The 24,496-nt window shown below is 60.4% G+C and carries 22 protein-coding genes and 1 riboswitch; of the genes, 13 read left to right on the top strand and 9 right to left on the bottom strand.

Annotated elements, in window-relative coordinates:
* The first annotated feature begins 55 nt into the window (after positions 1 to 55).
* The 4 genes from USDA257_RS09125 to USDA257_RS09110 are packed head-to-tail and all read left to right on the top strand — an operon-like array spanning position 56 to position 4,303.
* A complete protein-coding gene (locus USDA257_RS09125) occupies positions 56 to 1,567 on the top strand; it encodes a sugar ABC transporter ATP-binding protein (RefSeq protein ID WP_014762634.1) in 1,512 nt (503 codons plus the stop codon).
* Between the two features lie 17 nt (positions 1,568 to 1,584).
* Complete coding sequence (locus USDA257_RS09120; RefSeq protein ID WP_014762633.1) at positions 1,585 to 2,559, top strand: ABC transporter permease; 975 nt, start codon at positions 1,585 to 1,587, stop codon at positions 2,557 to 2,559.
* Complete coding sequence (locus USDA257_RS09115) at positions 2,556 to 3,428, top strand: MurR/RpiR family transcriptional regulator (protein ID WP_014762632.1); 873 nt, start codon at positions 2,556 to 2,558, stop codon at positions 3,426 to 3,428. Before USDA257_RS09120 ends, USDA257_RS09115 begins: the two co-directional genes overlap by 4 nt.
* The gene (locus USDA257_RS09110; protein ID WP_014762631.1) at positions 3,425 to 4,303 is read left to right on the top strand and encodes a ribokinase; all 879 of its coding nucleotides are present in this window, start codon (positions 3,425 to 3,427) and stop codon (positions 4,301 to 4,303) included. The genes USDA257_RS09115 and USDA257_RS09110 overlap by 4 nt, the downstream gene beginning before the upstream one ends.
* Positions 4,304 to 4,575: 272 nt before the next feature.
* Here USDA257_RS09110 and USDA257_RS09105 read toward each other — a convergent pair whose 3' ends face one another.
* The 6 genes from USDA257_RS09105 to USDA257_RS09080 all read right to left on the bottom strand — a co-directional run bounded on the left by USDA257_RS09105 (position 4,576) and on the right by USDA257_RS09080 (position 10,113).
* Positions 4,576 to 4,944, bottom strand: coding sequence for a hypothetical protein (locus USDA257_RS09105; RefSeq protein ID WP_014762630.1), 369 nt, complete (start codon positions 4,942 to 4,944; stop codon positions 4,576 to 4,578).
* Between the two features lie 34 nt (positions 4,945 to 4,978).
* Positions 4,979 to 5,764, bottom strand: coding sequence for an SDR family oxidoreductase (locus USDA257_RS09100; RefSeq protein WP_014762629.1), 786 nt, complete (start codon positions 5,762 to 5,764; stop codon positions 4,979 to 4,981).
* 48 nt (positions 5,765 to 5,812) lie between these two features.
* Positions 5,813 to 6,763, bottom strand: coding sequence for a sugar-binding transcriptional regulator (locus tag USDA257_RS09095; protein WP_014762628.1), 951 nt, complete (start codon positions 6,761 to 6,763; stop codon positions 5,813 to 5,815).
* Between the two features lie 22 nt (positions 6,764 to 6,785).
* The gene (locus tag USDA257_RS09090) at positions 6,786 to 8,255 is read right to left on the bottom strand and encodes an FGGY family carbohydrate kinase (RefSeq protein ID WP_014762627.1); all 1,470 of its coding nucleotides are present in this window, start codon (positions 8,253 to 8,255) and stop codon (positions 6,786 to 6,788) included.
* A gap of 80 nt (positions 8,256 to 8,335) precedes the next feature.
* A complete protein-coding gene (locus USDA257_RS09085; RefSeq protein ID WP_014762626.1) occupies positions 8,336 to 9,304 on the bottom strand; it encodes a transketolase family protein in 969 nt (322 codons plus the stop codon).
* Positions 9,304 to 10,113 (bottom strand): transketolase, encoded by an 810-nt coding sequence (locus tag USDA257_RS09080; RefSeq protein WP_041414036.1) that lies wholly within the window; start codon positions 10,111 to 10,113, stop codon positions 9,304 to 9,306. Before USDA257_RS09080 ends, USDA257_RS09085 begins: the two co-directional genes overlap by 1 nt.
* A 214-nt stretch (positions 10,114 to 10,327) precedes the next feature.
* Here USDA257_RS09080 and USDA257_RS09075 point away from each other — a divergent pair, with 214 nt between their 5' ends.
* The 8 genes from USDA257_RS09075 (at position 10,328) to ribB (ending at position 19,467) form a co-directional block, all read left to right on the top strand.
* On the top strand, positions 10,328 to 11,302 hold the full coding sequence (locus tag USDA257_RS09075; RefSeq protein ID WP_014762624.1) for an ABC transporter permease: 975 nt from the start codon (positions 10,328 to 10,330) through the stop codon (positions 11,300 to 11,302).
* A 133-nt stretch (positions 11,303 to 11,435) separates the two neighbouring features.
* Entirely contained in the window at positions 11,436 to 12,368 is a 933-nt protein-coding gene (locus USDA257_RS09070) for a substrate-binding domain-containing protein (RefSeq protein ID WP_014762623.1), read from the top strand.
* A 31-nt stretch (positions 12,369 to 12,399) separates the two neighbouring features.
* On the top strand, positions 12,400 to 13,887 hold the full coding sequence (locus tag USDA257_RS09065; RefSeq protein WP_014762622.1) for a sugar ABC transporter ATP-binding protein: 1,488 nt from the start codon (positions 12,400 to 12,402) through the stop codon (positions 13,885 to 13,887).
* A 16-nt stretch (positions 13,888 to 13,903) separates the two neighbouring features.
* Entirely contained in the window at positions 13,904 to 14,692 is a 789-nt protein-coding gene (locus USDA257_RS09060; protein ID WP_014762621.1) for an SDR family oxidoreductase, read from the top strand.
* A 38-nt stretch (positions 14,693 to 14,730) separates the two neighbouring features.
* Positions 14,731 to 15,441 (top strand): triose-phosphate isomerase, encoded by a 711-nt coding sequence (gene tpiA, locus USDA257_RS09055; protein ID WP_014762620.1) that lies wholly within the window; start codon positions 14,731 to 14,733, stop codon positions 15,439 to 15,441.
* An 88-nt stretch (positions 15,442 to 15,529) separates the two neighbouring features.
* The gene (gene tkt / locus USDA257_RS09050) at positions 15,530 to 17,557 is read left to right on the top strand and encodes a transketolase (RefSeq protein WP_014762619.1); all 2,028 of its coding nucleotides are present in this window, start codon (positions 15,530 to 15,532) and stop codon (positions 17,555 to 17,557) included.
* Positions 17,557 to 18,210: a fructose-6-phosphate aldolase gene (fsa, locus tag USDA257_RS09045; RefSeq protein ID WP_014762618.1), complete on the top strand. Its 654-nt coding sequence runs from the start codon at positions 17,557 to 17,559 to the stop codon at positions 18,208 to 18,210. Before tkt ends, fsa begins: the two co-directional genes overlap by 1 nt.
* 389 nt (positions 18,211 to 18,599) lie before the next feature.
* A riboswitch (FMN riboswitch) is annotated at positions 18,600 to 18,746 on the top strand.
* Positions 18,747 to 18,834: 88 nt separating this feature from the next.
* The gene (ribB, locus tag USDA257_RS09040; protein ID WP_048657466.1) at positions 18,835 to 19,467 is read left to right on the top strand and encodes a 3,4-dihydroxy-2-butanone-4-phosphate synthase; all 633 of its coding nucleotides are present in this window, start codon (positions 18,835 to 18,837) and stop codon (positions 19,465 to 19,467) included.
* Between the two features lie 265 nt (positions 19,468 to 19,732).
* Here the strand turns inward: ribB and USDA257_RS09035 are convergent, their stop codons facing one another.
* Entirely contained in the window at positions 19,733 to 20,983 is a 1,251-nt protein-coding gene (locus USDA257_RS09035; RefSeq protein WP_014762616.1) for a D-amino acid dehydrogenase, read from the bottom strand.
* 27 nt (positions 20,984 to 21,010) lie between these two features.
* Entirely contained in the window at positions 21,011 to 22,144 is a 1,134-nt protein-coding gene (gene alr, locus USDA257_RS09030; protein WP_014762615.1) for an alanine racemase, read from the bottom strand.
* A gap of 125 nt (positions 22,145 to 22,269) precedes the next feature.
* Between alr and USDA257_RS09025 the strand changes: the two genes are divergently transcribed.
* Positions 22,270 to 22,746, top strand: a complete 477-nt coding sequence (locus USDA257_RS09025; RefSeq protein ID WP_014762614.1) for an Lrp/AsnC family transcriptional regulator — start codon at positions 22,270 to 22,272, stop codon at positions 22,744 to 22,746.
* A gap of 58 nt (positions 22,747 to 22,804) precedes the next feature.
* Here the strand turns inward: USDA257_RS09025 and mocR are convergent, their stop codons facing one another.
* The gene (mocR, locus tag USDA257_RS09020; RefSeq protein WP_014762613.1) at positions 22,805 to 24,304 is read right to left on the bottom strand and encodes a rhizopine catabolism transcriptional regulator MocR; all 1,500 of its coding nucleotides are present in this window, start codon (positions 24,302 to 24,304) and stop codon (positions 22,805 to 22,807) included.
* Positions 24,305 to 24,496 lie beyond the last annotated feature (192 nt).

Below are 24,496 nucleotides of genomic sequence, written 5' to 3'. Positions count from 1 at the left end.
CTCCTAAGCCGGACGGTCGGCGCTGCCGACCGTCCGAATTCAAAGGTTCGTTTCCATGGCTATTCCGAGACTTGCATTCGAGAACATTTCCAAGGTCTTCCCCGGCGTCAAAGCGCTGTCGGACGTGTCGTTCGACGTTGCACCGGGAGAAATCCATGCCCTGCTTGGCGAGAACGGCGCCGGCAAGTCAACGCTTCTTCGAATCCTCTCGGGCGTTTTCCGTCCCACAGAGGGCGAGGTGAAAGTCGATGGCACGGCCTGCCACTTCAGGAAGCCGGAAAGTGCCCGCCAGGCCGGCATCGCAATGATCCACCAGGAACTCCAGCAGGTTCCGCACCTCACCGTCGCCCAGAACATGTTCCTCGGTCATTCCCTTACCTGGCTCGGCGGCATCATCGTTGACCGCCGCGAACAGGAGCGTCGCGCGGCTGAAGCCTTGGCGATGATCGATCCGTCGATTGATCCTTCCGCGCCGATTTCCTCGTTGAAGGTCGCGCAGCGCCAGGTCGTCGAAATCGCACGTGCGCTTCTCGACAAAGCCAGCATCATCGCCATGGACGAGCCGACCTCGAGTCTCACTCCGAGCGAATTCGACCGCTTGGCGGAAATCATCGAGCGGCTCGCCACGAGCGGGATTTCGATCATCTACGTCTCCCACAAGATGGACGAGGTCTTTCGCGTCTGCCAGCGTGCAACCGTCATGCGCGACGGGAAGGTCGTCAGCACCGGGGTCGACCTCAGGAAAACGGCCCCAGACGATGTCATCGTGATGATGGTTGGCCGCGAGCTGTTGGCGGAGTCACATCGTTCGCATGCCACGGCGACGGTGAGCGTCGAAGTCCGCGATCTCTCGTCCCATCGCATTCGTGACGTCTCTTTCGACCTTCACAAGGGAGAGGTCCTTGGCGTAGCCGGCCTCGTGGGCTCCGGCCGGACCGAACTTCTGCGGGCGCTTTCGGGCGCCGACCGGGTGACGTCCGGCACGGTGACGATCGACGGAACGGCGTTAACACTTTCGAACCCCCGCGCCGCCATCGCCGCCGGCATCGGCCTGCTTCCGGAAGAGCGCAAGCGCGAGGGGATCATCCCCGGGCGGTCGGTCACGAGCAACATGGCGTTGCCATCGATGGCCAGGTTCTCGAGCACCGGCATCATAAAACACCGCAAGCTGAAGCGGACGGCGGAAGACCTGATGAAGCGCGTGAACCTTCGGCCGTTCCAGCTTGATCGACCGATCAAGCTCTTCAGCGGAGGCAACCAGCAGAAGGCGATCATCGCCCGGTGGCTCGCGGCGCGCTCCCGCATCCTGCTGTTCGATGAGCCGACGCGTGGCATCGACGTGGGCGCAAAAGCGGAAATCTACCACCTTATCGAAGAGCTGGCGGCCGAAGGCCACTCGGTAATCGTCGTCTCCTCCGAGCTTCCGGAAGTGATGAGAGTGTCGGACCGCGTGCTCGTCATGCGCGACGGTAGGATCGTCGCAGAGCTGGGCCGCGATCAGCTCTCCGAGGAAGCGATCGTCTCCTATGCGGTCGGCAAGGCCGACAGCCGCATTGGCGCGGCATGACCAACAGGAACTCCTCCATGTCTGACGCAATCCAGAATACCTCGGTGCCTTCGTCTAAGATTTTTGGATCGTTCTCGGTGCGGGACGCTGGCACATTGATAGGGCTGATCGCCATCATGGTTATCTTTGGCCTGTTGGCCCCCGATTTCTTTTCACATCGGAACCTGCTGAACATCCTGCAGCAATCCAGCATCAACGCGTGCCTCGCGCTCGGCATGACCCTGGTCATCATCTCCGGCGGCATCGATCTTTCGGTCGGCCCTACGGCGGCCATCGCTGCCGTGATTACTGCCAAGCTCCTCGTGGCCGGCGTGCCGGTTCCGCTTGCGATCCTCGCAGGCATGGGGATCGGCACCCTGTGCGGACTCGTCAACGGCGTCCTGGTGGCCTACGCCGGATTGCAGCCGTTCATCGTGACACTCGGAACACTCAGCACCTACCGTGCGATCGCGCTCATCTACACGGGCGGCAATCCCGTGCTCGGCGTCCCGCCCGCCTTCCGCGCGTTGTTCAACGGCACTCTAATGGGCATTCCGAACTCGGTCATCATGGTCGCCATTGTCGCCGTGCTCGCCTGGGTCCTGCTCAAGAAGACGCCGCTTGGCGAATACCTTCTGGCGGTGGGCGGCAACGAGGAGGCTGCGTACATCGCTGGTGTCCCCATCGCCGTCACCAAGATTACGGCTTACGTGATTTCGGGCGTTCTGGCCGCGCTCGCCTCGATGATTCTCATCGGCCGGCTTGGCGCCGCCGAACCGATCCTCGGGAATCTCTGGGAACTCGACGCGATCGCCGCGGCTGCGATCGGCGGCGCCTCCCTGATGGGCGGCAAGGGCAGCGTTATCGGCACGATCCTCGGTGCGATCATCTTGGGAGCCATGCGCAACGGACTGACGTTGATGAACGTCCAGGCATTCTATCAACTTCTCGCCACCGGTCTTATTATCCTCGTCGCGATGATGATCGATCGCGTCACAAGGGGAAGAGGATGAATTCTGCAAATGATCTCAAGGCGGTGGGCCCGCGCATCCGGATGATGATGCCGCAGCTCACCCCTTTGGAGGCGCGTGTCGTGGAAACGGTGTTCGGGCTGCGCGATTTTTCCGAGGAAACGGCCCTTAAGGACCTCGCTGCGGAAGCCGGTGTATCCGAAGCCATGGTCGTCAAGATCACGAAGAAGCTGGGCTTCAACGGGTATCGGGATTTCCGCTCTGCAGTCTCGAGCTACAACAGACTGCCGACCGCCGAAATGCATCAAGAACTCTCGCCCGAGGACAGCACGAAGGAAATCATCCAGAAGGTTTTCCGCACGTCCATCCACGCGCTGGAGGAAACCCTGGCGATCCTGGATGTCGAGGCGTTCGACCATGCCGCCGATCTCGTGGCGAAGGCGCGACAGCGTGATTTTTACGGTGTCGGCGGTTCCGCCCAGATCGCGCGGGACGTTGCGCACAAGTTCCTGCGGATCGGTGTCCGTGCCAACGTCCAGGACGACTCACACATGATGTTGATGTCAGCCTCGCTGCTTAGCTCGGATGACGTGGCGATCGGGTTTTCTCACTCCGGCAGAACCACGGCTGTCATAGACGCGATCCAGCTTGCGCGGAAATCCGGGGCCCGAACCATCGCCGTTACCAACTACGGCGGCTCGCCGCTCGCCCAGATCGCGGACATCGTTCTGTGTTCCACGGCACAGGGCTCGCCGCTGATGGGCGAGAACGCGGCGGCGCGGATCGCGCAGCTCAACATACTCGATGCGCTCTTTGTGGCGGTGGCCCAGCGAAACTACCAGGCCGCTGAGAGGAATCTCGAAAAGACAATGGCCGCCGTCGCTTCGAAACGCAGGGACAAGCTCGCATGACCACCGCATCCCCCTCCGTCGTCGTCTTCGGAAGCCTGCATTACGACATCATGGTGCATGGCCCCGCGCGCCCTCGAAAAGGTGAGACAGTCACCGGGGACCGGTGGCATCCGAAGTGCGGTGGCAAGGGGGGCAACCAGGCTGTGTCGGCGGCCAAGACAGGCATCCGGACCTCTATGATCGGCGCGGTCGCCGACGATGAATTCGGCCGTGCCCTGGCAGAGAACCTGTGTCGAAACAGCGTTGACCACCGGTTCGTGAAAATCGTGGACGGAGTCGGAAGCGGCATGAGCGTCGCGATCTTCGACAGCGAGGGCGATTACGGCGCGGTTATCGTCTCAGGCAGCAACCTGACCCTCGGACAATCAGACGTGAGCGGGGCCGCGGAACTCTTCACCGGCAACGGAGTGCTTGTGCTGCAGAACGAAGTTCTGGAACACGCCAACGTTTCGGCCGCCCGCGCCATGAAGTCCGCCGGGGGCAGGGTCATCCTCAATGCCGCGCCGGCCCGTCCTCTCTCGGCGGAGCTGGCGAAGTTGGTCGACATCATCGTCGTCAACGCCATCGAAGCGGAGCAATTTGCCGATGTTGCGGTGGTTGACACGCTGCGGGGAGCGTTGAATGCCGCGAAGCTGTTGGCCGAGAAGTTTCCGGTGGCAGTGGTGACGGCTGGCGGAGATGGGGTCGCCTGTGCCACGAACCAAGGCGAGGAGTTCTCGATTGAACCGATCAAGGTCGAGCTCGTGAGCACCCACGGGGCCGGAGACGAGTTCACCGGCGTTCTCGCCGCGGAGCTTGCCAAAGGCGCGGTGATCGAAGAGGCGCTGCAGGCGGCGAACCTCGCCGCGGCGAAATTGGTCTCGCTTGGCGGTTAAATCGGAGCTCTTTCCGGGTTGGCGCGGCTTGGACTTTCCGTGCCTGGGAATGCAATTGTAGAACACCGGTGATGGTCTGGTATCACCTGTTCCGCAGACCGGTTGATGTGGTCTCTTTGTCGGGATCGAGTTCTTCTTCTTCTTCTCTGAAGTCGGTCGCGCCCCAGCAAAGGTTATCGCAATCGCTATCAGTTCGACGCGAGACTGCCACGCTTCGGAAATCCGTGACGGAAGTCAGGGCGGTGGCATTGCCCCTGACTTCTTGGCAGGTTTCAGTATGCGGCGCTTTGGGCAGTTGTCCTGGGCGCTGAAGCGCGCGTCTGCGCTGGATCAATCAGGAAACCCCGATAGCCGTCGGCCGCCACACTTTCGCAGATTCGTTCGTAGGTTCCCACGCCGCCTGCATAAGGCATGAACACTACCTTCTTGCCTGGAACGTTTCGACCCGTATACCAGGCATTGGCCTCGCGATAGAGCGTGCCTGCCGCCACTTCGGCGACATGAACCATCCACTTCGCTTGCGCCTCTGAAGCGGCCTCAACGCGATCCAGCCCTTGCTCATCCATCTTGCCGATCAGATCCGAAATCAAATCGACGTTCTGTTCGCCGGTAATGATCGACGCGCGCTTGCTCGGGCACAAGCTGGAGCCGCGTGTGGCCAGTGTGAATCGCGCATCAAGACATGATCAAGCCGCCATCGACATTGATGGTCTGGCCGGTAATGTAGGCAGCATCTTCCGAGGCGAGAAAGGCGACGAGCGCGCCGACTTCGGCGGGCGTACCGGCTCGGCCCAGAGGGATGCCTTCGACCCATTCAGCCATCAGTTCGCCGGGACCGTACTCGCCAAGCATTTTTCCCCAGACACGGTCGTTATAGTCCCACATCTCGGTGTGGATGATGCCGGGGCAAATGGCGTTCACGGTAATGCCTTCGCGGGCGAGTTCCTTTGCAAGGCTCTGCGTCAGGCCGACCACGCCGAATTTCGAGGCGGCGTAGTGCGGGGTGTAGATGAAGCCCTGGCGAGCCTGGCCGGAGGCGGTATTGATGAGACGGCCCTTGGTGCCGCTGACGCGGAAGCGGCGGATTGCCTCCTGGCAGCAGAGAAAGACTCCCTTGGTGTTAACATCGAGGTTGAGGTCCCATTCGCGCTCTGTGAGGTTCTCGACCTTGGCGATGGTGATGACCCCGGCATTCTGTACGGAAACGGAAATGGCGCCGAGCTTCGTCTCAGCCTCGCCATATGCCTCCTGCACGGCCTTTGCATCGGTAACGTCCAGCACAAGGCCGATCACCTCGGCGCCGGTCTCCTTGGCAATCGCTTCGGCGGCCGCAGGCGTGTCCTTTTCGATCGCCGCGATGGCCACCTTTGCGCCCTCGTCGGCGAATCGCTTGGCGATACCACGCCCGATGCCCTTGTTGCCCCCGGTGACGAATACCGTCTGGCCTGCGAAACGTCTCATGGTCTTTCCTCCATAAAGCGCAGCAGGCCGAGGACTGATCCGAATGGATCAGGCCGTGAGGCGTGCTGCGGTGAACTTGTCGGTGACAAGCACATCGATGATGCCGAGTTTCAGGGCACCGGCGATGGCCTGGGTTTTCGATTCCCCGCCCGCCAGTGCGATAACCCGGTCAGTCTTGCGCAGGTCCTCCAGCGAAATGCCGATGACGCGCTCGTTGAGGGGCGTTTCGACCGGTTTTCCGTCCTTGTCATAGAACCGGTAGGAGATCTCGCCAACCGCGCCCGCCTCGTGCAGCATCGCCATTTCCTGACGGGAGAAGACGTTGCCGGAGCGGGCGAGGAGTTCGGACGGCTCGACCGCGCCGATGCCGACGATGGCAAGGCTGAGACGGCCGAAGAGGTCCATCGTCTCACGCACGACAGGGTCGGCCAGCATGACGAGCTTTGCCTCGCGCGAGGAGGTGATACCCTGGACGAGGAGGAGCCGCGGCTCGCCGCCAGTAAGCCGTCCCAGTCGCGCCATGAGCTGCGTGGCATGGGTCTGCACCGAGGCGTCGCCCATGCCACCGAGGATCTGGACGATGTACTTGGCCTTGGCGTTCTTGAGCGGATGGATGTTGTCCACCATGCGCAGAATGGTCTGGCTCCAGCTCGAGACGCCGACAATCTCGTCCTGCTGCAGGGTGACTTCGAGGAAGTGGGCTGCGGCCTCGCCGATGCGGGCCATGATCGCCCCGTCGCGGTCCTCGGAACAGTCGATGACAATGGCCTCCGTTAGCGCATAGCGTTCGCGCAGCGCGGATTCGAGCTCGGTAAATGTCCCCGCCGGCGGGATGACTGTCGTGCGCACGATGTCTTCCTGCTCGGCCCGCTTCAGCATGCGCGAAACGGTGGCCTGTGACATATGCATAACCTCGGCGATCTCCGCCTGGAGCTTGCCTTCGATATGGTACATCTGGGCAACGCGGGCTATTAGTCGCAGCTCGTTGAGCCGTCCCATGGGGGCCTCCGGGAGTGAATTTTTATTCACTCATAGTTGAAGAACCCGGAGCGGTCGAGCGGTAGATCGCGTCCTGCCAAACCAGTAGGCGATCTGAAGCATCGCAGGCACGCGGCACGATGGGATTGCCGGCGCGGGGCAGGGCCGCGATCGCGGCAAGATCGGACCAGACACCCAGCGAAAGGCCAGCGAGGTACGCCGCACCAAGGGCGGAGGCCTCGGGCGCGTCGCATTGGATGATGACGTGGTTCAGCGTGTCGGCCACGCATTGCATGAGGAAAGTGTTCTGGCTTGGCCCGCCATCGACGTAGAGACAACCGAGTGGCGTCGGCGATTGATCGGACATCGCCTTGAAGACGTCATGGACTTGAAAGGCCATGGAATCGGTTACGGCTCGGGCCATTTGGGCGCGGGTCGTGTTGAAGGTGATGCCTGAAAACAGTGCTCGTGCATCAGCATGCCAGTAGGGCGCACCGAGGCCGACGAAAGCCGGCACGAAGCCCGGCCCGCCGGGCTCAGCGGTTGCGGCGAGATCGGTGAGGGCTTGTATATCCGGAAGGCCCAGCATCTCGGCCATCCAGGGCAGGGCGGCGGCCGAGACGAGGATGTTGCCCTCGAACGCATAGGTTGGTTTTCCGGCGATCGACCAGGCGATCGTCGTGGTAATACCCCGCTCTGGGGCAATGAAGCGGGGCAGGGTCGTCATGATCGACGAGCCGGTGCCAAAGGTCACCTTGCCGTCGCCGGGATTGAAGGCACCGTGGCCGAAGAGGGCGGCATGGCTGTCGCCGATGGCCGAGGCGATTGGAATACCGTCGCGGAGGCCTGGCACATTCTTCGTCGTTCCGAAACTCGCGGCGCTGTCGCGTACCTCCGGCAGGGCGGATTTCGGCACACCGAAAAGGCCGCACAGTTCGTCACTCCAGACCTGTCCGTTGAGGTCGTAGAGCTGGCTGCGGGCGGCGTTGGCGGCATCGCATGCGTGGACCGCGCCGTCCGTGAAGCAATGGATCAGCCAAGCGTCGATCGTTCCGAGCCGGACCCTGTGACCGGCGGGCATGCGGTCGAGCAACCACTTCATCTTCGGGCCTGGGAACATCGGATCGATGGGAAGTCCCGTAAGCGCCTGGACGCGCGCGCCATGACCCGCCGCGATCAGTTCGGCGCAGGTCGGCGCGCTGCGGCGGCACTGCCAGCTCACCACCGGGCCGAGCGGTTCTCCCGTGCTGGCATCCCACACCGTAACGGACTCGCGCTGATTGGATATTGCAATGCCGAGGACATCCACAACAGGGGCGGCCTGCAGGCAGGCGGCGATCGCTTCCTGCACCGATTCCCAAATACGCAGCGGACTCTGTTCGACCCAGCCAGGCTGGGGATGTTCGATGCCAACAGGAGAAGAGCCGCGTGACAGGATTTCCCCGCTGGTGGAAACGAGCACGGCCTTGGAATTCGTGGTGCCCTGGTCGATGGCGAGAATGGCGGTTGTCATGGTGGCTCCGGCAGGTAGAAATTGGGGCGCGGCGACAGGGAGGGTTGGCCGCGCCCGGCACGAAATCTAAACCCGCACAATCATGCGCGGGAAGACTTGCGTGCAATCAATGCTACGGCCGCCTCGGCGATGGCGGCAGGCGACATGCCGAATTCGTCGAGCAGGAATTCGGCCGAACCGGTAGGGGCAAAGATGCCCGGAACGCCGAGGATCTTCATCGGCACTGGGGCTTCGGCCACCACGAATTCTGCAATTGCCGAACCAAGGCCGCCAAAGGTGGAATGTTCTTCGGCTGTCAGGATGGCGCCGGTTTCGCGGGCGGCAGCCACCACGGCCTCGACATCAATCGGCCGGACCGTCGCCATGTTGAGGACGCGAGCCTCGAATCCCTGTTCAGCCAAGATATCGGCCGCCTTGAGCATGCGATGGGTCAGCGTGCCGTTGGCGACAAGGGTGATGTCGTCGCCGTCGCGCAGCAGGTTGGCCTTGCCCACCTCGAACTTGTGACCCGGCGGAAGGAGATCCGGGACGCCGACGCGCGACAGGCGCAGGAAGACCGGACCCTCGTAATGAGCCGCCCATTCCACGGCCGCGGCCGTTTCGATCGAATCACAGGGCGCAATCACGGGCAGATTCGGCAGCACGCGGGTCCAGGCGAAATCCTCGATGGAATGGTGCGTCGGACCAAGTTCGCCATAGGCCATGCCGGAAGATATTCCGACCAGCTTCACGTTCGCGTTCGAATAGGCGATGTCGGCCTTTATCTGTTCCAGCGACCGGCCGGTCAGGAAGCAGGCGGCGCCGCAGACGAAGGGTAGCAGCCCGCCATTTGCAAGGCCCGCGCCCACGCCCACCATGTTCTGTTCGGCGATGCCGACATTAACCAGCCGTTCCGGCCATTTGGACTTGAAGCCGCCGAGCTTGGACGAGCCGACGGAGTCGTTGCAGACCGCCACGACCTTGGGGTTATCTGCGCCCAGGCGCTCCAGCACGGCAACGAAGGCGTCTCGGCAATCGTGCAGCTTGGGAGAGGGGATCACATCCTTCATTACAGGGCCTCCGAAAGCTCAGCCACGGCTATTTTGTATTGTTCTGCATTCGGCACCTTGTGGTGCCAGTCGACCTTGTCCTGCATGAAGGAAATGCCGTGGCCCTTGTTGGTATGGGCGACGATGCAGTGCGGGCGTTCGCCGCGGCGCTCCAGCGCGGGCACGATCTCGTCCATGGCGTTGCCGTTGATCTCGGTGACGTCCCAGCCGAAGGCTTCGAGCTTGGCGGGAAAGGGAGCAAGGTTGTTGGTGTCCTTCAGCGCCGCGCCCTGCTGGAAGCGGTTGTGGTCGATGATCAGGGTCAGGTTGTCGAGGCCGAACTGCGCGGCCGATGCGATCGCCTCCCAGTTCGATCCCTCCTGCATCTCGCCGTCACCGGTCATGACATAGGTGCGGTAATTCGCGCCGGTCAGCTTGGCGGCCTTCGCCATGCCGACTGCAACCGGCAGGCCGTGCCCAAGCGGGCCTGTGTTGGTCTCGACGCCCGGAACCTTGTTGCAGTTCGGATGCCCGTTCAGGCGGGAATGTGGCTTCAGGAATGTGCTGATTTCTTCTTCCGCTATGAAGCCACGCTTGGCGAGCGTCACATAGAGCGCTAGCGCCACATGGCCTTTCGACAGTACGAAACGGTCGCGCTCCGGATGCTTCGGCTGTTCGGGCCAGATGCGCAGCACGCGAAAATAGAGCGCCGTCAGAATGTCTATTGCGGACATCTCCCCGCCGATGTGGCCGGCGCCGGCTTCGAAAACCGCTTGCAGATCGCGAAGGCGTATCTGTCGAGCGATGCGGTCGAGATCGTTCGGCTGCATGTTACCTCTCATACGGAATATTTATACACTACGCAATATGTTTGCAGATTGAGCGGCGTTGTCAAGCGCCAAACCCATTCTGTAACCAATTTCCCTGGGCGCAAGAATATTCGTTGACACGTCGATCAATGCTAATGTATGAATTTGCAGACACTAGTGAATATTTATGCTAGCTTCGGTGGGGAGCCTGCAGATAGCTGGAGAAGGAGGATTTATGGTGGCGCTAGCGAAAACACACGATGTGGTCGGCCGAAGAGTGCTGCCCTCGCTGCGGGGTGCAACCGGGCCCTTAATTGGTCTCATCGTCCTGTGCCTCTTCCTGACCTTCGCAAGTGACAAATTCCTATCGGTCCGGAACTTTCTCAATGTGCTCGATCAGATCACGGTGCTTGGCGTTATGGCCGTAGGCATGACATTGGTCATCCTGATCGGCGGGATCGATCTTGCGGTCGGCTCCGTCATGGCGCTGGCGATGATGGTGCTCGGTTATCTGAACATAATGGCGGGCGTGCCGATGTGGTTGGCCATCCCACTCGCGCTGCTGGTTGCCTCGCTCAATGGCCTTGTCGCGGGGCTGCTCATAACGCGCTTCAACGTGCCGGCCTTTATCGCGACGCTCGCCATGATGTCGATTGCGCGCGGCCTTGCAAACATGATCACCGACGGACAGCAGCTCATCGGCTTTCCCGCCTGGTTTAATACAATGGCGATCGTTCGTTTTGGCGGCGTCCTGACGCTAACCGTAGCCGTGATGCTGGTGGTCTTTATCGTCGGATTGCTCTATCTCCGCTACCGTCATGGCGGGCGCTCGCTCTATGCGATCGGCGGCAACGCTGAAGTTGCTCGACTCGCAGGCATCAACGTGAACCGTGCAACCGTGCTCGTCTATGTCGTGTCGAGCTTGCTCGCCGGTCTTTCTGGCATGGTGCTCGCGGCGCGCCTCGACTCTGTGCAGCCGTCCTCGGGCGTGTCCTATGAACTCGACGCCATCGCGGCGGTTGTCATCGGTGGCACCTCTCTCTCCGGCGGCACTGGCGGCATCGGCGGTACCATCATCGGCGTGCTGATCATCGGCGTGCTGCGCAATGGCCTCAACCTGCTCAGCGTCTCCCCGTTTATGCAGCAGGTCATTATCGGCGGCGTCATCGTGCTCGCCGTGACCGCCGAGACTTACCGCAAACGCAAGTAACGATTATTCGCCCCGCCTGCGCGGACGCGGCTGGGCATCGAAAACGGTCAGCAATGGTGCGGGCCGACAAAAAGGGTGGGTGGTCCCCTTCTGCCAGGACAGGAAGCCACCAAACAACTCGGAGGAGAAAACTATGAAGTTGTCCAAACTCCTGATGACAGCAACCGCGGCTGCGGTGCTTGCGTCTCCCGCGGCCGCTGCGGAGGTAAAAAAGATCGGCCTTGCCGTTCCGAACCTCCAGGCTGACTTCTTCAACCAGATCAAGCTCGGCGTCGAAAAACACGCCAAGGAGAAGGGCATTGACGTGGTCGTCGTCGACGCGAAGAACGACACGAACACCCAGGTCAGTCAGGTGCAGGACCTGATGACCCAGGACATCGATGCGTTCATCTATATCCCGGCCGGGGCCGCCGCCGCTGCTGTGCCGACCCGCCTTGCCCGCGAAGCTGGCATTCCGGTGATCAACGTCGACCGCGTTCCGGAAGGCGCGCCGGGTGATACCTTCATCGCTGGCGAGAGCGTCGAATCCGCTTACGCCGTCTGCAAGCACATCATCGAGAAGGCCGGTGGCGCGGGCAAGATGGCGATCATCCACGGACAGAAGGGCACGACGCCGGAAGTCGACCGTTTCACTGGATGCAAGCGCGCCATCGACGAGAGCAAGGGCGTCGAGCTGGTCGACCAGCAGTGGAGCAACATGTGGTCGGCGGACGAGGGCTTCTCGATCGCGCAGAACATGTTGCAGGCCAATCCGGACATCACCATTATCTTCGGCCAGGCCGACGGCCTCGCCATGGGCGCTGCGAAGGCGGTCGATGTCGCCAATCTCTCGGACAAGGTGATCATCGGCGGCTATGACGGCGACGTCTCGGCCCTCGAATACCTTGCCAAGTGCAAGGGTCCGTTCATCGCCACCGCGACCCAGAGCACGCAGAAGATGGGCGTCCTCGCCGTCGAATCCGCGCTTGCCGTCGCCGCCGGCCAGAAGGTCGAGGAACGTCAGACGCCGAACGCCGTTCTGACAACCTGCGAGAACGCGCCGGAATTCGTGAAGAGCCACCCGTAACCCGGATTCAGACCCGAAAGGCAGCAGCGCCATGACGACCCGCTCTCCCATCCTGTCGCTCCGTGGAATTCAGAAGTCCTACGGCCCGATCAAGGTTCTCCACGGTGTTGATCTCGACATCTATCCGGGAGAAGTCGTGGCGCTGCTCGGTGAAAACGGTGCCGGAAAATCGACCCTGTCGAACATCATTTCCGGCACCGTCCAGCCCTCGGCCGGAGAAATGACCTGGCTCGGCAAAAGTTACACTCCCGCCGATCCCCGCGCCGCGATGGACGAGGGGGTAGGCATGATCCATCAGGAGCTGAAGCTGCTTCCGAAGCTCTCCATTGCGGAGAACGTGTTCGTCGGCCGCTACCCGATGAAGGCGGGCCGGATCGATCGCAAGGCGATGGAAGATCGGGCACGCAGCGGCCTTCACCGGCTCGGCCTCGACATCTCGCCCGACCGCCTTGTCGAAGGGCTTTCGACCGGCAAGCAGCAGCTCATCGAAATCGCCAAGGCGCTGACGCTCAATGCGCGCCTCCTCATCCTCGACGAACCGACCGCCGCGCTGGGTGGCGAGGAGACTCAGCTTCTCTTCCAGCAGATCGAACGGCTGAGGGCGGAAGGGGTCGGCATCATCTACATTTCACACCGCCTCGAGGAAATCCGCCAGATCGCCGACCGCATCGTCGTCATGCGTGACGGCGCCAAGGTGCAGGAGTTCGACAGCGGCGACGTGCCGATCCGCACTATTGTCGAGGCGATGGTCGGCCGCTCCCTGGAGCGCATGTTCCCGGCGCTTCCGACGCCCACGGATGAGGTGACGCTGGAGGTCCGGAGCCTTTCCTCACCCTCCAACGCTTTCCGCGACATCAACTTTTTCGTACGCAAGGGCGAAGTCTTCGGCATCGCCGGCCTCATGGGCGCCGGTCGCACCGAACTGGTGCGCGCCATCACCGGCGCCGACCCTATTTCCGGCGGGGAAGTGCTCCTGCGCGGCAAGGCCATTACGCCTCGCTCCCCCATCGACGCGATCCGCAATGGCATCGTTCTCGTGCCGGAGGACCGCAAGCTTCAGGGAGTCGTGCTCGATCATTCGATTGCGGAGAATATCGGCTACGCCAATCTCGGCGAGATCGCCTCTAGCGGCTGGCTCTCCTCGCGCCGTATCCAACAGTTCGCCGAGGACTATATCAGGAAATTCGGCGTCAAGGGCCGCGGCGGCCAGAATGCGAGCGAGCTTTCCGGCGGTAACCAGCAGAAGGTCGTGCTCGCCAAGTGGCTGGCGCGCAAGCCGCAGGTCGTGGTGCTGGACGAACCGACACGCGGCATCGATGTGGGTGCCCGCTCATCGATCTATGATCTCATAATGGACCTCGCCCGGCAGGGTGTAGCCGTGATCGTGGTCAGTTCGGACCTCGAGGAGGTACTCGGTGTATCCAGCCGCATCATGGTCATGGCCAAGGGTAAGCAGTCGGGTATCCTGAGCCGCGAGGACGCAAACGACGTCTCGGTCATGGAACTGGCGACGATCTGAACAGGGAAGAATGTTTATGTCTGAAATCACTCTCAACGCGCCGAAATTGTTCGATCTTTCCGGAAATGTTGCCTTGGTGACCGGTGCGGGCAGCGGCATTGGCCAGCGCATCGCCATGGGGCTGGCGCAATGCGGCGCAAATGTCACGCTGCTCGACCGCCGGACCGACGATGGCCTCGCAACCACCGCAGATTTTATCGCGAAGGTAGGGCGCCGCAGCATCCAGATCGCCGCGGACGTGACCAGCAGCGCGGCGCTCAACGAAGCAGTCGTCCGCACCGAGGCGGAACTTGGCCCGCTGACCCTCGCCGTCAATGCGGCCGGCATCGCCAATGCGAACCCGGCGGAGGAGATGGAGGAAAGCCAATTCCAGACGATGATGGACATCAACCTGAAAGGCGTTTTCCTCTCCTGCCAGGCGGAGGCGCGCGCCATGCTGAAGAACGGTCGCGGCTCGATCGTCAACATCGCCTCGATGTCCGGCGTGATCGTCAACCGCGGCCTCAGCCAGTGCCATTATAACGCCTCAAAGGCCGGCGTGATCCACATGACGAAGTCGATGGCGATGGAATGGGTAGGGCGCGGCATCCGTGTCAATACGATCAGTCCTGGCTATACGGCCACCCCGATGAACACTCGACCCGAGATGGTGCACCAGACCAAGCTGTTCGAGGAGCAGACGCCGATGCAGCGCATGGCGACGGTCGATGAAATGGTCGGCCCGGCCGTCTTCCTCCTGTCGGATGCTGCAAGTTTCGTGACCGGTGTCGACCTTCTCGTCGACGGCGGGTTCTGCTGCTGGTGATCGTTATGCGCAGGAAGCTAGTCGCAGGAAACTGGAAAATGAATGGCCTCTCTTCCTCCCTAGAAGAGGTCATGGCGATGACGACCACGGCGGACCGACTCGATTGCGACCTGGTCGTCATCCCCCCATTCACGCTCATAGAGCGAGCATGCGCCGCATCCAAAGGATCGAAGCTCCTGATTGGCGCGCAAGATTGCCACGCACAAAAATCCGGAGCTTTTACCGGAGACGTCTCAGCAGATATGCTTCTGGATGCTGGTGCGAAATTCGTGATCCTGGGGCACTCGGAACGCAGGACCGAACACGGAGAGACCGACGCACTGGTATCCGCAAAAGCCGCGACGGCAATCCAGAGCGGCTTGGTGGCGATCATTTGCGTTGGCGAAACTCAAGGCGAAAGGGATGCGAACCAAACGCTTGCCGTCATCGAGCGGCAGCTGGCCGGTTCCGCTCCAGAGACGGCAACATCGGCCAACACTGTCGTTGCCTATGAGCCCGTGTGGGCGATTGGTACGGGACGCGTGCCTACTGTAGCCCAGATTGCTGAAGTCCATCTTGCGATCCATGCCGCCCTTAAGAAGCGGTTTGGGGACGATGGTGGTTCCGTTTCGGTGCTGTACGGCGGCTCGGTAAAGCCATCAAATGCCGAGTCAATCTTTGCGATTGAGTACGTTGATGGCGCACTCGTCGGCGGGGCTTCGCTCAAAGCCTCTGATTTCTCCGCAATTGCGGAAGCGCTGAACGCTTAACGATTCAACCGGATGCCCGTTCAATCCGGGCAAAAATCCTTACTAGCCGCAAATCGATGCAGCCGTCTGGTTAGCAAACGGAGAATCTATGTCTGTCTCATTGGTCGCCGAGAAGGCGAAAATCGATCCCGAGAATTTCGCGCTGGCCAACTGCATACGCGCTTTGGCTATCGATGCTGTCGAAGCGGCAAAGTCAGGTCACCCGGGTGCTCCCATGGGAATGGCCGATGCCGCAACGGTACTGTTCAGGAAACATCTGCGATTTGACGCCAGCGCTCCGGATTGGCCGAACAGAGACCGTTTCGTCCTGTCTAATGGCCACGCATCGATGTTGCTCTACGGCCTGCTACATCTCACCGGCTATGAGGACATGACCATCGAGGAAATTCGCAACTTCCGTCAATGGGGATCAATCACGGCGGGGCATCCAGAATATGGTCATGCCAAGGGCGTCGAAACGACAACCGGGCCACTGGGGCAGGGGATCGCGACGGCCGTCGGCATGGCGCTTGCCGAAAAGCGCTTGGCGGCCGAGTTTGGCGACGATCTGGTCAACCACCGCACCTATGTCTTCGTAGGCGACGGCTGCCTTCAAGAGGGGATTGGTCAGGAGGCGATCTCGCTCGCCGGGCACCTTGGTCTCGGCAAGCTGATTGTCATCTACGACGATAATCAGATAACGATTGATGGACCTACCTCGGTTAGCTTCTCCGAAGATATTCCTGCTCGGTTCGCGGCATGTGGTTGGCATGTACAGTCCTGTGACGGTCATGACTCACACGCTCTTGATGCCGCGCTGCAGAAGGCAAAGGCGGAGACGAGCAAGCCGTCTCTGATTGCGGCAAAGACTGTGATCGGGTTCGGATCACCCAACAAGGCAGGAACTTACGCTGTCCACGGTTCCCCACTTGGAAGCGCCGAAGCTGCGACGACGAAGGAAGTGATTGGTTGGCGCGAGGCTCCGTTCGAAATTCCGGAGAACCTCGCTAACCAGTGGAGAGCTGTCGGCCAACGCGGACGCGAAGAGCGCCAGGCATGGGAAGAACTGCTTCACTCAAAACCGCACGACCTCAAATCGGAGTTCACCCGGAGAGTGGAAGGAAAGCTGCCGCAGGGTTTTGACAGCGCGATCGAAAAGGCGCGAGCCGATCTCTTCGCCGAACCCAAGAAGGCTGCCACCCGCAAGGCCAGCCAGATGGCCTTGGAGGCGCTAGCCGGAAGCGTCCCTGAAATGATCGGCGGCTCGGCCGACTTGACCGGTTCGAACCTCACCCGCGTGAAGGCAGTTGATACACAATACACTCGCGAGGCGGCTGGTCGGTACATTGGCTACGGTGTCCGCGAGTTCGCGATGGCGGCGGCAATGAACGGCCTTTGCGTTCATGGCGGACTTATTCCGTACGGCGGCACATTTTTGATGTTCTCCGATTACGCCCGCAATGCCATCCGTCTCTCTGCGCTGATGAAGCTCGGCGTCATCTACGTCATGACCCACGATTCCATCGGTCTTGGCGAAGATGGTCCAACTCACCAGCCGGTCGAACACCTGGCATCCTTGCGAGCTATCCCCGGCCTCAATGTTATGCGCCCGGCCGATACGGTGGAAACGCTGGAGGCCTGGGAGATTGCGATCCGCATTCGCCACGTCCCTACGTTGCTCGCTCTCTCGCGCCAGGACGTGCCGCAGCTCAGACTGGACTCTTCCAACGAAAACCTCAGCGCAAAGGGCGCTTACGTCATTCGGCACTTTGGGAAAGGTCGCGACGTCACAATCATCGCTACCGGCACTGAGGTCGCGCTTGCGGTTGAGGCTTCCGAGGAGCTGCATCGCCAAGGCTATTCGGTCGCTGTCGTGTCGATGCCATCCTGGCAACTCTTCGACCAGATGCCGCGAGCATACCAGGCCGAGGTTCTCGGTAGCGCGCCGCGCCTGGGCGTCGAGGCGGCAGGGAAGTTCGGATGGACGCGCTACGTCGCCTCCGAAGATGACGTCATCGGCATGTCTGGATTTGGAGCCTCCGCTCCCGCGGAACGGCTCTACGCCGAGTTCGGAATTACCAAAGATGCCATCGTGGCGAGGGCAAAGGCCGTTATGGCCAGCAAGGAGAATATCTAATGCAGTTTTTCGTAGACACCGCCGTTGTTGCCGAGATCAAGGAACTGAACGACTACGGTCTCCTGGATGGGGTGACGACCAATCCATCCCTGATCGCCAAGTCTGGCCGGGACTTCAAGGAAGTCATTGCGGAAATTTGCTCGATCGTCGACGGACCTGTTTCTGCGGAGGTTGCTTCGACGCATTTTGAGGGCATGGTCAACGAAGGCGAGCTGCTTGCCAAAATCGCCACAAACGTCGTGATCAAGCTTCCGCTGACCCTTGATGGTCTAAAGGCGTGCAGGCACTTCTCCCAGAAGGGCATTCGTACCAACGTAACCCTCTGCTTCTCGGCAAACCAGGCGCTTCTCGCCGCCAAGGCCGGAGCTACCTACATCTCCCCGTTCGTTGGTCGCCTTGATGACATCAACACTGACGGCATGGAGCTGATCCGCGACATCCGTCAGATTTACGACAACTATAATTTTGAGACCCAGATCCTTGCTGCGTCGATCCGATCTGCCAACCACGTCAAGGACGCCGCCTTGGCGGGCGCAGATGTCGCGACGATCCCTGCGAATGTCATCAAGGGTCTTGCCAACCATGTGCTGACAGACAAGGGGCTTGAGCAGTTCACAAAGGACTGGGCCGCCACCGGTCAGTCGATTGTGTAAGCCACTGGACGGCACCAACATGGCCGGAGCGAGGCTTTAACAGCTTCGCTCACGGTCTCGCTCGATAGAATAGTTGCGATCACAGGTGGCACCGGCAGTTGGTGCGTCTGCGCATTCCGCAAGCGATCGCACGAGCTTTATCGTCGGAGGCATTCAAGCGGAGGAAGGCCAGGCTGTGTCTCGTCGGCAATGTGACAATGCCAGCAGCGTCAACGATGACTGCGGCAGGGCGGCAAAAGCTTCGGACCGGTGGAGCACGCAGGGTTCACAATTGCCGGCCGACCAATAATGCAATGGCGTTCAAGCAACTTTTAGAATGCCTTTGCGCATTCGGACAGATTCATGACGGATTTCTTCTTGAAATTGGAACGGGCCCCTGATTATCTGAATAACGTTCTCGGGGCGGGGTGAGATTCCCCACCGGCGGTATCAGGAATTTCCTGGAGCCCGCGAGCGCTTCCACTCCAAGGTGGAAGGTCAGCAGACCCGGTGCGATGCCGGGGCCGACGGTATAGTCCGGATGGAAGAGAACATGTCTGCAAAACCGCCCCTGACATGGCGGCTGTGGGCCTGTTCGCCCAAGGGATTGAGACGCCGATAACGGCAACCCTTGAAAGGCATGAAATGGCAATCTCAAAAATTGAAGACGCAATAGCGGTCCTGGCGCGCGGCGGCATGATAGTTGCGGTGGACGACGAGGATCGTGAGAACGAGGGCGATATTATCGTCGCCTCTGAGGCAGTGACGCCAGAGACGATCGCGTTCATGATGAAACATGCCCGCGGACTTATCTGCGTGGCGATGGAGGGCAGGCGACTCGATGCGCTTGAGATCCCGCTGATGGTTCCGCAGAACACCGAACTGCACAAGACGGCCTTCACGGTTTCCGTAGACTACCTGCCCGGAACCACCACTGGCATTTCCGCCGCCGACCGCGCAGCGACGGTCAAGGCGCTGGTGGATCCCGCCGCCCAACCGGCGGAATTCGCACGACCGGGCCACATATTTCCCCTCAGGGCCCACCCAAACGGTGTGCTCGGCCGTCCGGGACACACGGAGGCTGCAATCGAGCTTGCGCGTCTTGCCGGGAAAGCCCCTTCGGGAGTGATCTGCGAAGTCGCCAATGACGATGGAACGATGGCAAGGCTTCCGGAGCTTATTGTCTTCGCCGAGACGCACGGGATGCCGTTGATCACCATTAAGGATTTGATCAAGTTCGTCGAAGAGCAGTCGGCCGACGCTGCAGATGCTGCCTGAGTCGAGGAAACGAGAGAGAGAGAGAGAGAGAGAGAGAGAGGGCGATGCCTCTCCAGATCACCGACAAACCCGTCAGTTTTTCGGCGGGTTTTTTGTTGCTTCGGGTGGGGGTTGCGGTGGTTCCGTAGCGGACGAACTGCTTACCACCGAGCCGGTTTTTGGGCGATGGCTGCAAGGTGAACGCATCGTTGGGCAGGTGCGATTGGCGGATCGGAAGCTGGCCGGACACGACCAGTTGACTCCCGTGTGGTGGAGTGAAGATGTGTCAGGTGTAGCGGGCGACTGCGAGATCCGTTGCGTCGATCTCGGGCTTGCGGCTGGAGACGAGGTCGGCGATTACGCGGGCCGAACCTGAGCTCATCGTCCAGCCGAGCGTGCCGTGGCCGGTGTTGAGGAAGAGGCCGGCAATCTTCGTCGGACCGATGACCGGCGTGCCGTCCGGCGTCATGGGGCGCAGACCCGACCAGAACGAGGCCTTGGCAGCATCGCCGCCGGGAAATAGGTCGGTTACGGAATGTTCGAGTGTGCGGCGGCGGGCTTGGCCGAGATCATTGGTGTAACCGGAGATTTCCGCCATGCCGCCTACACGGATACGGTCGCCGAGGCGCGTGATGGCGATCTTGTAGGTCTCGTCCATCACCGTCGATTCCGGAGCGCGCGAGGCATCGGTAATCGGGATAGTCAGCGAATAGCCCTTGACCGGATAGACTGGCAGGCGGATGCCGAACCGTCGTACCAGCAGCGGCGAATAGCTGCCGAGGGCGACGACCACTGCATCAGCGACGAGCTTTCCCTTGTTGGAAACGACGCCGCACACCCGACCGGCCTCGACGTCCAGTCCCTTGATCTCGGTGCCATAGGCAAAATGCACGCCGAGTTCTTCCGCCTTCTTTGCGAGTGCATTCGTAAATTTGAAGCAGTCGCCGGTCTCGTCCTTCGGCGTCAGTAGGCCGCCTGCGATCTTGTCCCGCACATGTTTCAGTGCCGGCTCGACGCGGACGCAGCCGTCTCGATCGAGAACTTCATAGGGAATGCCGTCGGCGGCGAGCGCCTTGACGTCCTTGCCGGAAGCGTCGAGCTGCCGCTGCGTGCGGAACAGTTGCAGCGTGCCCTGCATGCGCTCGTCATATGTTATGCCGGTCTCGGCGCGCAACTCGGCGAGCGAGACGCGGCTGTAGGCGGCAAGGCGCAGCATGCGGCTCTTGTTGATGGAATAGCGGTTGGATGTGCAGTTCGAAAACATCTTCACCAGCCAGCACAACATTGCGACATCGACTTTGGGGCGCAGGATCAGTGGTGCGTGCTCCATAAACAGCCATTTCATTGCCTTCATCGGTATACCGGGCGCGGCCCAGGGTGAGCAGTAGCCGAAGGAGACTTCGCCTGCATTGGCAAAGCTCGTCTCCAGCGCCGCCCCCTGCTGGCGGTCGATGACGGTCACCTCGTGCCCGGTTTTGGCAAGTTGATAGGCCGACGTGACACCGACGATGCCGGCGCCGAGAACGATAACTTTCATGATGTCCTCACTGGAAGAAAGATGGGTTCAGCGGTATCGCCGTTCATAGCGATGGCCGAGACCGGTCAGGATTTCATAGGAAATGGTGCCGGCGTCGCGAGCGACGTCCTCGAGCGTTTGGTTGGGCCCTATGACTTCCACGAGGCTACCGAGGCGCAGGCGGTCTTCCGGCAGGGCCGAGATGTTGACGGTGATACTGTCCATAGACACTCGGCCGAGGATCGGCAGGCGGATGCCGTTGCAATAAACCGCGCCCCGGTCGCTCAGGCTGCGCGGAAGGCCATCCGCATAACCGGCGGCGATGGTTGCGAGGCGGGTTTCTCCCGTCGTGATATGCGCGCCGCCATAGCCGACACGCGTGCCGGCTGGCACCGTGCGCGTCTGCACCACGGCGACATCAAGTTGCACAACCGGTTCCATGGGGTTCGGCATGCCAACTGTCGGCGCGCCACCATAGAGCGCGATGCCGGGGCGAGCGAGCACGCCATGATAGGCCTCGCCGAGGAAGACACCGCCCGAATTGGCGAAGCATAAATCGAATTCGGGGAAATCCGCCGCGATGCGGTTCAACTCGGCAAGCTGGTCGCCGTTCTGCTCGCTCGCGCTATCATCGGCGGAGGCGAGATGGCTCATGATGGACAGGACATCGATCCCGTCACTTGCTCTCAGCAGGCCGGCAAGGGCCGCCCGTTCTTCCGGCGGCACGCCAAGGCGCGACATCCCGGTGTCGAATTGCAGCACCGCAGGCAGCCCGCGCCCGAGTGCTTGGGCGGCTCGGGCCCACTGCTGCCATTGTTCCAGCGAGTTGATGACCGGAACGATGCCGTCCCAGGCCCAGGCGACCTCATTGCCAGGTTGAAGGCCATTCAGGACAAAGATCGTGGCGTCGGCAGCGAGAAATGGGCGCAGGTGCAGGGCTTCCAGGAACTGAGCGACGAAGAAATGGCGGCAGCCGTGCTCATAGAGCTTCGTGGCGACCCGATCAGCGCCGAGCCCATAGGCGTTGGCCTTGACGACAGCCGCTGCGCGCGCGGGTGCAACCTCGGCAGCCAGTTTCTCATAGTTGCGGGCGAGGGCTCTGAGGTCGATCGTCAGGTAGCCCGACGCGCCGCCCAAGCCGGTCGTTCTGGTTTGCTTGTAATCCTGACTCGCGCTGTCCATTCCCGGTCTCCAATTATTGGGGGAACCTAGTGAAATGATCGTCAAATTTCCGGAGAAAGGTTGATCGATTATTGCGTAGATCCATGAACTATGAAAGAAACAGCGAACAAAAGGAATGATCTGCAATGGCTGCGCTTGACGCGATTGACCGCAATATTCTTCGACTGCTGCGGCTCGATGCGCGCAGGAGCAATGCAAGCCTGGCGGCTGACGTCGGGCTTTCTCCGTCCGCTTGCTTACGGCGCATCAGGCTGATGGAGCAGTCCGGTGTCATCCGCGGTTATACGGCACTGGTGGAGTCGGCGAATGTCGAGACAACTATTGCCGTCATCATCAACATCACGCTGGAACGGCAGACAGAAGATCACCTCGATCGCTTCGAGGCTGCGGTGCGCAAGCATCCGGAAATCCGTGAGTGTTTTTTGATGACCGGAGGTTCGGACTATCTCCTGCGCGTCGAGGTCGCTAATGCGGACGAGTTCGAGCGTATCCACAAGGAGATACTGTCGACCCTGCCAGGAGTTTCAAGGATCCATTCTAGCTTTGCGATACGCAACGTGCTTGCGACGAAACCAAAAACGCGCCGGCGGAACAAATGTTAACGTTGGCTTGGCCCAGCGCGACACTGGATTCGCATATCGCGCGGCAATCTGTACGCCATTAGGAAGCTTGTTTTTCAATTACTTCCGCAAGCAGCGCCAAGTGGGATTGCATTGCGCGTTCGTCGATTGCAGCGTAACCCAGTAACAGGCCGCGAACGGGTTCGCGATAGTAATATCTTGAAAGTGGAATCACATTCAGCTTCACATCATTCGCCTTGCTGGCGATTGCGACATCGTCGAGAGGGCGCTTGAAACGGAATGCGATCTGTATCCCAACGTCGGCCTCAAAAGGTTCCATCCACTCGCTTAGATATTTTTGGCCAAAGTTCAGAAATGCCTCGCGTCGTTCAGCGTACAGGCGCCTTGTGCGACGCAAGTGACTAGCGAAATGTCCGTTCATGATGAAATCGCTGAGCGTGGCTTGCAGTGGCAAACTGACCTGCTGGCCGCAATAGAGGGCAGCTCGCTTGACTTGTTCGCAAATTGACTGCGGCACGACCATGAACCCGACTCGGATTGCGGGAAACAACGTTTTTGCAAAAGTACCCACGTATATCGTGAGTCCAAAATTATCATTCCCCTGCATTGCTGGAATCGATCTGCCGAACAACCGATACTCGCTGTCGAAGTCATCTTCGATGATCCATGCAGCATTTCGATTGGCAATTTCAAGCAAGCGCAATCGCTGTTCGACACGCATACTCAATCCGAGGGGGTGCTGACAGGAGGGCGTCGTATAGATCAGCCGAACGTTGCCGTGAGGTACGCTTTGAAGCTCCCAGCCCTCTTCGGAGACATGCAGCGGTTCAATCTCGGCGCCTGCTGCGCTGAATACCAGCCTGGCGTTGACGTAACCCGGCTCCTCCATCCAAACGACATCTCCATCCTCCAACAGAATGCGTGACAACAGATCGAGCGCCGCCTGCGCGCCGTTCGTGACGACAACTTGCCGAGGTTCACACACGACCCCTCGATAAGCCTGGACATATCTTGCAATCGCTTCTTGCAGGGGCGGGTAACCGAGATCGTAGTTGTAGTTGAAGAGATCCACATTCGGATGCAGCAAATGTCTGCCTAAAAGCCTGTTCCACGTCTTGAACGGGAACACCGCGATGTCCGGCGTGCTAGGGCGCAATGCCGAACGGTCAGCATCGAAATTGATTCTGGTTTCTGTGTCGAATGCATGGGCGAAGCGGGATACGTGACCGGTTTTCTCGGGCATGTCTTGCCGCGTCACCGAAGAGCTGGGAGGGGGAATGTTCGCAACATAGGTCTTTGCTCCGTGTCGCGTTTCGACATATCCCTCACTGTTCAGCTGCTCATAGGCGCGCACCACCGTGTTCCGCGATACCAAAATGTTTCTTGAAAGCTCCCTTGACGATGGGAGTTTGAGGCCCGGTGTCAGCACCCCCCGCAGAATAAGGTCGCGCAGGGCCGTATAAATCTGTTGCTGAATTGGCTCTCGGCTTTCCCGATCTATCGAAAATGCATCGACCGGCAGCCGGACTGCGTGAGAAGTGGACCGTCTGTTTCGCAAAAAACTGGACCTTTCGCGCATCCAATCTCGGAACTAGCTTCCTTGGGAAAGCTAAAACTGGATACGGACGCTTTGCCCGTGTCTTTATGACATATGGAGCATAATACTGTCAAATACCGCTATGGCGTGGCCGCGCATGCGCTTCAAAATGAACATTAGCGACGATCATCTTGTATACGTTCATGCGGGTGTGGGTTTTAACATCGGATTTAC

This window comes from Sinorhizobium fredii USDA 257 (genome assembly GCF_000265205.3).
Taxonomy (GTDB): Bacteria; Pseudomonadota; Alphaproteobacteria; order Rhizobiales; family Rhizobiaceae; genus Sinorhizobium; species Sinorhizobium fredii_B.
Note: the sequence above shows the minus strand (reverse complement) of the source record. Positions and strands in the feature narration are given on the sequence as shown.

Bases quoted from the DNA above. Each gene is read 5' to 3' on its own strand.
- USDA257_RS09120 (WP_014762633.1), top strand. From the start codon at position 1,585: ATGTCTGACGCAATCCAGAATACCTCGGTGCCTTCGTCTAAGATTTTT.
- USDA257_RS09035 (WP_014762616.1), bottom strand. From the start codon at position 20,983: ATGAAAGTTATCGTTCTCGGCGCCGGCATCGTCGGTGTCACGTCGGCC.
- tkt (WP_014762619.1), top strand. From the start codon at position 15,530: ATGTCTGTCTCATTGGTCGCCGAGAAGGCGAAAATCGATCCCGAGAAT.
- USDA257_RS09115 (WP_014762632.1), top strand. From the start codon at position 2,556: ATGAATTCTGCAAATGATCTCAAGGCGGTGGGCCCGCGCATCCGGATG.
- USDA257_RS09085 (WP_014762626.1), bottom strand. From the start codon at position 9,304: ATGAAGGATGTGATCCCCTCTCCCAAGCTGCACGATTGCCGAGACGCC.
- tpiA (WP_014762620.1), top strand. From the start codon at position 14,731: ATGAATGGCCTCTCTTCCTCCCTAGAAGAGGTCATGGCGATGACGACC.
- fsa (WP_014762618.1), top strand. From the start codon at position 17,557: ATGCAGTTTTTCGTAGACACCGCCGTTGTTGCCGAGATCAAGGAACTG.
- USDA257_RS09110 (WP_014762631.1), top strand. From the start codon at position 3,425: ATGACCACCGCATCCCCCTCCGTCGTCGTCTTCGGAAGCCTGCATTAC.
- USDA257_RS09125 (WP_014762634.1), top strand. From the start codon at position 56: ATGGCTATTCCGAGACTTGCATTCGAGAACATTTCCAAGGTCTTCCCC.
- alr (WP_014762615.1), bottom strand. From the start codon at position 22,144: ATGGACAGCGCGAGTCAGGATTACAAGCAAACCAGAACGACCGGCTTG.
- USDA257_RS09095 (WP_014762628.1), bottom strand. From the start codon at position 6,763: ATGGGACGGCTCAACGAGCTGCGACTAATAGCCCGCGTTGCCCAGATG.
- USDA257_RS09060 (WP_014762621.1), top strand. From the start codon at position 13,904: ATGTCTGAAATCACTCTCAACGCGCCGAAATTGTTCGATCTTTCCGGA.
- USDA257_RS09025 (WP_014762614.1), top strand. From the start codon at position 22,270: ATGGCTGCGCTTGACGCGATTGACCGCAATATTCTTCGACTGCTGCGG.
- mocR (WP_014762613.1), bottom strand. From the start codon at position 24,304: ATGCGCGAAAGGTCCAGTTTTTTGCGAAACAGACGGTCCACTTCTCAC.
- USDA257_RS09070 (WP_014762623.1), top strand. From the start codon at position 11,436: ATGAAGTTGTCCAAACTCCTGATGACAGCAACCGCGGCTGCGGTGCTT.
- USDA257_RS09065 (WP_014762622.1), top strand. From the start codon at position 12,400: ATGACGACCCGCTCTCCCATCCTGTCGCTCCGTGGAATTCAGAAGTCC.
- ribB (WP_048657466.1), top strand. From the start codon at position 18,835: ATGGCAATCTCAAAAATTGAAGACGCAATAGCGGTCCTGGCGCGCGGC.
- USDA257_RS09090 (WP_014762627.1), bottom strand. From the start codon at position 8,255: ATGACAACCGCCATTCTCGCCATCGACCAGGGCACCACGAATTCCAAG.
- USDA257_RS09080 (WP_041414036.1), bottom strand. From the start codon at position 10,113: ATGCAGCCGAACGATCTCGACCGCATCGCTCGACAGATACGCCTTCGC.
- USDA257_RS09100 (WP_014762629.1), bottom strand. From the start codon at position 5,764: ATGAGACGTTTCGCAGGCCAGACGGTATTCGTCACCGGGGGCAACAAG.
- USDA257_RS09075 (WP_014762624.1), top strand. From the start codon at position 10,328: ATGGTGGCGCTAGCGAAAACACACGATGTGGTCGGCCGAAGAGTGCTG.